A 2,803-nucleotide genomic window follows, 5' to 3' on the forward strand; every position below is an offset into this window, starting at 1 on the left:
CCGGAGAGGCGCTTCTGGCGTTTGGGCCCTTGAGCATATCGGGGGTTGATTCGGCGGCCGCCGTGATGAATCTGTCCCCTGGCGGCGATCTTGCCGAGGCCGCCGCCAATCTGTTCGGCTATCTCCGCGCGCTCGACACCAGGGCCGCGCGTGCGATCGCGGTGATGCCCATTCCGGGTGAAGGTCTGGGCGAAGCCATCAACGACCGGCTGCGCCGCGCAGCCGTGGGCCGCGAATGAAGGCGGCCGGAGTGAAAGAGACCGGGATGAACATCGCAGAACCGCCCGCGCCGCAGCTTCCGCCGGAACTGATCGACAAGTTCCGCGCCATTGTCGGCGACAAATATGCGGTGACTGACGCCACCGACATTGCGCCCTACCTCGTCGAGGAGCGCAACCTGTTCCAGGGACGCTCGCCGCTGGTGCTACGCCCAGGCTCGACCGCGGAAGTCGCCGCGATCTGCAAGCTTGCGTCGGCGCATCGCATCGCGCTGGTGCCACAGGGCGGCAATACCGGCCTGGTCGGCGGGCAGACGCCGCATCATGGCGAGGTCGTGATCTCGCTGAGGCGGATGGACAAGATCCGCGAGATCGATACCGCCTCCAACACCATGACCTGCGAAGCCGGCGTGGTGCTGCAGGTGGCGCAGCGGCGCGCAAGTGACGTCGACCGGCTGTTTCCGCTCTCGCTCGGCGCCGAGGGAAGCTGCACCATCGGCGGCAACCTCTCGACCAATGCCGGCGGCACCGCTGCATTGGCGTATGGCGTGGCGCGCGAGATGGCGCTGGGGCTCGAAGTGGTGCTTGCCGACGGGCGCGTGCTCAACGCGCTGTCGAAACTGAAAAAGGACAATACCGGCTATGACCTGCGCAATCTCTTCATTGGCGCGGAGGGCACGCTTGGCATCATCACCGCGGCGAGCCTGAAGCTGTTTCCGAAGCCGCGCGCAATCGAGACCGCCGTTGTCGGGCTGAAATCGCCGGCGGATGCCTTGAAGTTGCTGTCGATCTCGCAAACCGAAGCCGCCGGCAGCCTCACCAGCTTCGAGCTGCTCGCCGACATCGCGGTGGATTTCTCGATCCGCCACGGCATCGACATCCGCGATCCGCTTACGAGCAAGCACCCCTGGTATGTGCTGATGGAGCTTTCCTCGCCGCGCGACGATGCGCGCGATACGCTGGAAGTCATCCTCGCCGAGGGCATGGAAGACGGCATCGTCGACGACGCCGTGATCGCGGCGAATTTGAGCCAGCGCCAGGGGTTCTGGAAATTGCGCGACGAGATGTCGGCGGCGCAGAAGCCGGAGGGAGGCTCGATCAAGCACGATATCTCGGTGCCGGTCGCCGCGGTCCCGGCCTTTATCGAGGAGGCCAATGCGGCGGTGGTCAAGCTGATCCCCGGCGCGCGGCCGGTGCCGTTCGGCCATCTCGGCGACGGCAACATCCACTACAATGTCAGCCAGCCGATCGGCGCCGACAGCGCGGACTTCCTCAGCCGCTGGCATGAGGTCAACGCTGTCGTGTTCGACATCGTGCTGCGGATGGGCGGCTCGATCTCGGCCGAGCACGGCATCGGCGTGCTCAAGCGCGATGAATTGCCCGACGTCAAGGACAAGGTCGCGATCGAACTGATGCACAGCATCAAGGCGATGCTCGATCCGCTCGGCATCATGAATCCCGGAAAAGTGCTGTGAACGTCGTCCCCCCACCCCCCGTCGCCGCGCTCGCCATCGCGCCGATGTCCGACAGCGACGTCACTGATGTCGTCGCACTCTGGCAACGCTGCGGCCTGACGCGACCATGGAACGATCCGGTCGCCGACATCGCGCTGGCGCGACGCGGGCCGAATTCGGACATCCTGGTCGGCCGCGACAATGGGGTGATCGTCGCATCCGCCATGGTCGGCCATGAGGGCCATCGCGGCTGGGTCTATTACGTCGCGGTCGATCCTGACAGGCAGGGAGCAGGCTTCGGCCGGGTGATCATGCGCGCAGCGGAGGACTGGCTCCGGGCGGCCGGCATTGCAAAACTGCAATTGCTGGTGCGGCGGGAAAACGCCAAGGTCGGCGCGTTCTACCAGTCGATCGGCTATGAGGAGCAACAGCTTCTGGTCTTCTCCAGATGGATCGACGGGCGCACGCCGGCATGAGCATCTCCGACCGTGTCCGCATCAAGGACGAGCGCGTGCTCTCCGATGAGCACTACGTACTGAAGTCGGTGACCTTCGACTACCGCCGCAGCGACGGCGCCTGGCAGACGCTGAGCCGCGAGGTGTTCGACCGCGGCAATGCCGCGACGCTGCTGCCCTACAATCTCGCCGCGCGCAGCGTGGTGCTGGTGCGGCAATTCCGCCTGCCGCCCTTCCTCAACGGCCACGATGATTTCATGATCGAGGCGGCCGCGGGCATGCTGGACGATGAAACCCCGGAGAACCGGATTCGGCTCGAAGCGGAAGAAGAGACCGGCTACCGGCTTCATCACGTCCACAAGGTGTTCGAGGCCTATATGAGCCCGGGCTCGGTGACGGAGAAACTGCATTTCTTCGTCGCCGAATATGATTCCTCGATGCGGGTCGGCGACGGCGGCGGCCTCGCACACGAGGGCGAGGACATCGAGGTGCTGGAACTGTCGATCGATGAAGCGCTCGCGATGATCGCAGACGGCCGCATCGTCGACGCCAAGACCATCATGCTCGTGCAATACGCGGCGCTGAATATTTTCAAGTGAAGTTGTAGGGTGGGCAAAGCGCAGCGTGCCCCCCATTAAGCACTCCGCTCGGGATGGTGGGCACGCTGCGCTTTGCC

4 protein-coding genes are annotated in these 2,803 nt (G+C 64.9%); all 4 read left to right on the forward strand.

Annotated features, from left to right (window positions below; genetic code table 11):
• On the forward strand, positions 1 to 239 hold a 239-nt coding region (locus CWO89_RS42670; protein WP_283813584.1), incomplete at its 5' end, for a Sua5 family C-terminal domain-containing protein.
• 26 nt (positions 240 to 265) lie between these two features.
• A complete protein-coding gene (locus CWO89_RS42675) occupies positions 266 to 1,693 on the forward strand; it encodes an FAD-binding oxidoreductase (RefSeq protein ID WP_130584191.1) in 1,428 nt (475 codons plus the stop codon).
• Positions 1,690 to 2,148 (forward strand): GNAT family acetyltransferase, encoded by a 459-nt coding sequence (locus tag CWO89_RS42680; RefSeq protein ID WP_282526952.1) that lies wholly within the window; start codon positions 1,690 to 1,692, stop codon positions 2,146 to 2,148. The genes CWO89_RS42675 and CWO89_RS42680 overlap by 4 nt, the downstream gene beginning before the upstream one ends.
• On the forward strand, positions 2,145 to 2,726 hold the full coding sequence (locus CWO89_RS42685; protein ID WP_130584192.1) for an NUDIX domain-containing protein: 582 nt from the start codon (positions 2,145 to 2,147) through the stop codon (positions 2,724 to 2,726). Before CWO89_RS42680 ends, CWO89_RS42685 begins: the two co-directional genes overlap by 4 nt.
• Positions 2,727 to 2,803 lie beyond the last annotated feature (77 nt).

This window comes from Bradyrhizobium sp. Leo170 (genome assembly GCF_004296405.1).
GTDB lineage: Bacteria > Pseudomonadota > Alphaproteobacteria > Rhizobiales > Xanthobacteraceae > Bradyrhizobium.

Bases quoted from the DNA above. Each gene is read 5' to 3' on its own strand.
- CWO89_RS42685 (WP_130584192.1), top strand. From the start codon at position 2,145: ATGAGCATCTCCGACCGTGTCCGCATCAAGGACGAGCGCGTGCTCTCC.
- CWO89_RS42675 (WP_130584191.1), top strand. From the start codon at position 266: ATGAACATCGCAGAACCGCCCGCGCCGCAGCTTCCGCCGGAACTGATC.